Genomic DNA, 2,912 nt, shown 5'->3' on the forward strand with positions numbered 1-2,912 from the left:
CGTACTCGGCGCTGTAACCCGCACCGCGCGCGGCCCCAAGGAGACGCCGACCCTTCTGCAGGGTTAATTCCGCTGCTCGAACGAATGCGTGCCGACGGTAGGCTTCGACCGGATTTCGCTCGCTGACCGCCCATTCCGCGAGCGGCGTGATGACTAGGTCGTGCTCGACGCGAGCAAGATCTGGCGACGTGTCTTCCTCGTGGCCGGGCCGCGAGCTGACGAAGTCAGACAGCTCGCGGGAGGAGTCGGCCTGCGTGAAACCGTTACCGGACGTCTGCTCCGCCCAGCGGGCGAGCTGAACGAAATCGTCTTCGATGTCATCCTTCAGCAATTCGACGGCGGCCGCCAGATCGCCGGCCTCGGCGACTTGCCTAAGCCGATCAATCCAATTGGTGGGAGGCTTCCAAACGCACACGCCGTGGACCGGCAATCGGGAAGATCGCTGAAGCTCTTGGAGGTGCCGTGCGACATTCAAGACGCTCTGTTGATCGACGATATCAAGAAAAGCAACGGAAAAATTGACCAGCACTAGCGCGAGTGGCACCGAATTGGGCGCCTCAGCCAGCTCGGGCGCTTCCGCCCGAACGCCTTTCTCGTCCGCCAGCACATCGTCGTCATCATCGAAGCCGTCGTCGCCGGGGTCGGATCCCTTATTACCGTCGTCGTTCTCGGCCGCCCGCTCGTCGACATCGCCCACTGCGTCCTCTGCATCGTCGCCGTCCCCTCCGCCGTCGCCGTTTTTCTCGAAGTCATCGGCCATCTTCTGAACGAGCGCCTCGATCTCCTCATCGGAATAGGGCAGGCGCCTATGCGGATCCGTCGGCGGAATGAGTACATGCGTCTTTTTGAGTTTCTGGAGTTGCTCGCTCGTCGGATAATAATCGATGTCCGTTGGCATAGCGGCGGCATCATTTTCAACAGTTGGCCGAATAGATTGCTCCTCGACTTCCAGATCGACGTCAAAAAGCCGCCTCAACGTCTCAGTCTGCTCACGAGTGAGACTCTCCAACCCGGCAGCGGCGATGGCGGGCACACCCAATTTGCGAAACACCAGAACATCCGCCATCGTCTCGACCACGAACAGCGTCCCGCCCCACTGGCGAATAAGAACTTGAAGAGGTTCATCGCCGAGAGCGGCAACCCACGCCGGTTGGCCGGCGAGCGAGGCGGATCCGCCTACGAGAACGTCGCTGATTTCCCCACCGGCGGTCGGCCGTATCGCGGCGATGCACCGTCGGTTCTGCAGCAGTTGCGGGCTCAAGGCGAAGCTGCGACCGGAGCCCCCTTGGACGACCCCCGCATCCTTAAGCGCTTGGGCGGAGAACTTCTTTTTCAACCGGCGAATGACCGTCTTATCATCATCGGGCAGACCGACGAACGCGGCATCACCTTCGCCGACCCACGGCGCCGGCAACAGGGTCCGTGTGCCGAGTTCGAACAGACAATCGAATACTGATGTATTTGCGTCTCGCATCGAATTATCAGAACGGGTCGTCGGTTCTCCAATCGTAGGTCTTCGGCGACTGCTGAATTGGTTGAGCTTCCGGAGGCGGCGACTTCCCCTCGGCCGCTTGCGAGTGCCTCAGCGCGCGGCGCGCCAACTCCTTCTGCGGGTCAAAACTGCGGAAGTCCTCGGCGTGGTCGATACCGTATTGGACGAGCGGATGTACCTGAATCGCTGGTCCAGTCCGTCGAAGTTCCTCCGCTTCGCTCCGCGAAAGGACGTGCACCGGCATATTCATGAAAACTCGCTCGACGTTCGCCGTAAACTCGTCTGTGCGTTCGCCCAGCACATCTTTGTCGCGGAGCAGCGCCAAGATTTCGCGGTTGCGGCCGCCGGAATTTGACCTGCCGCCGCGGTCATTGGCTCCAATCCACGCCTCGACGAAAGTCTTCATCAACAGGCCTTCTCGGGCCAGTGTGTTGAGTCGTCCAGCGCCTTGTCCCCGGTCGCCCCCCAAAACACTATTTAAGGCTGCGCTGCCGGCGACGTAGCCGATCAGTTTCCAACCTTGATCGATCCATTCGTAATGCCGCGCGTCGGTTACCCTGATAAGTCGCCCGAGAATGAAGTCAGGTCTCGCTAATCGCGATCGGACGTCGAAGTACACGGCTTCGAACCGGTTAACAGCCGTTGCACTCAGGCCAATTCGCGTTGCAATTTCGCACGACGGGGCGCCGGTTACGAGCCGCGCTTCAAGGACGCGACGGAGCGTTTGATCGGCGTCGACGAAGATGCGATGCGCCACGTCGAGCGCGCCAAACGACTTCGCAAGCGCCTCCAAATCAGATGGTCGACGGCAAGCGCCACGTCGCAAAAGATAGTGGCCGACGTTCGTGGTCCAGCTGTCCCAACGGCGCTGAGGCAGACCGCGCCGCTCAGCGACCCGTTTGGCCGCCAAACGATAGCGCCAATCCGTAGCTCGCAATAGATCGTTCGCCGTGCTCATGGTTCGCGCCGTCCTTTGCGCGAGTCCGCTTCTCGGTGAAAACTCCCAAGTGCGGAACAGAAACTATCAGACGTCGCCTCATGCGACGCTCTATCGACTCTAACGCGGCTTTGTTCCGTTCTCAAGTGCAATCGGGGCCCATTCACAAAAAAATCGTTCCACGCGCCGGCCGCGGTTGTCATTGCGGAAATCGCATCTTTGAGGCGCCACATTCGACTCGAATATGCCATGTTGGCAAGTCTCATCAGGACGGTTCTCGAGACGCGATCGGGCTGTGAGCCAGAGGGCGCGTTTGGCGCGTTCTTGAACAAGGTGACGATCAACCGAGTGCGTTTCGACGTATTCCACCGAAGCACGCGCGGCGCCGATTGAAAAAAGGCAGAGCGCGTTGGTGTCGATCCAACGCGTACCAAATGACCTTACGACTCGCCAGTTATGTTTCGACCTTTAGTGCAGCCACGT

At 60.0% G+C, this 2,912-nt stretch carries 2 protein-coding genes; both read right to left on the bottom strand.

Annotation, left to right across the window (positions count from 1 at the left end; all coding sequences use genetic code 11):
• The coding region (locus VGY55_17130; protein ID HEV2971704.1) for a hypothetical protein at positions 1-1,474 on the bottom strand (1,474 nt) is incomplete at its 3' end.
• 7 nt (positions 1,475-1,481) lie between these two features.
• The gene (locus tag VGY55_17135; protein HEV2971705.1) at positions 1,482-2,450 is read right to left on the bottom strand and encodes a hypothetical protein; all 969 of its coding nucleotides are present in this window, start codon (positions 2,448-2,450) and stop codon (positions 1,482-1,484) included.
• Positions 2,451-2,912: the final 462 nt, after the last annotated feature.

The organism is Pirellulales bacterium (assembly GCA_035939775.1).
GTDB lineage: Bacteria > Planctomycetota > Planctomycetia > Pirellulales > DATAWG01 > DASZFO01.

Excerpts from the sequence above, each read along its gene's own strand:
- VGY55_17135 (HEV2971705.1), bottom strand. The coding sequence starts at position 2,450 with ATGAGCACGGCGAACGATCTATTGCGAGCTACGGATTGGCGCTATCGT.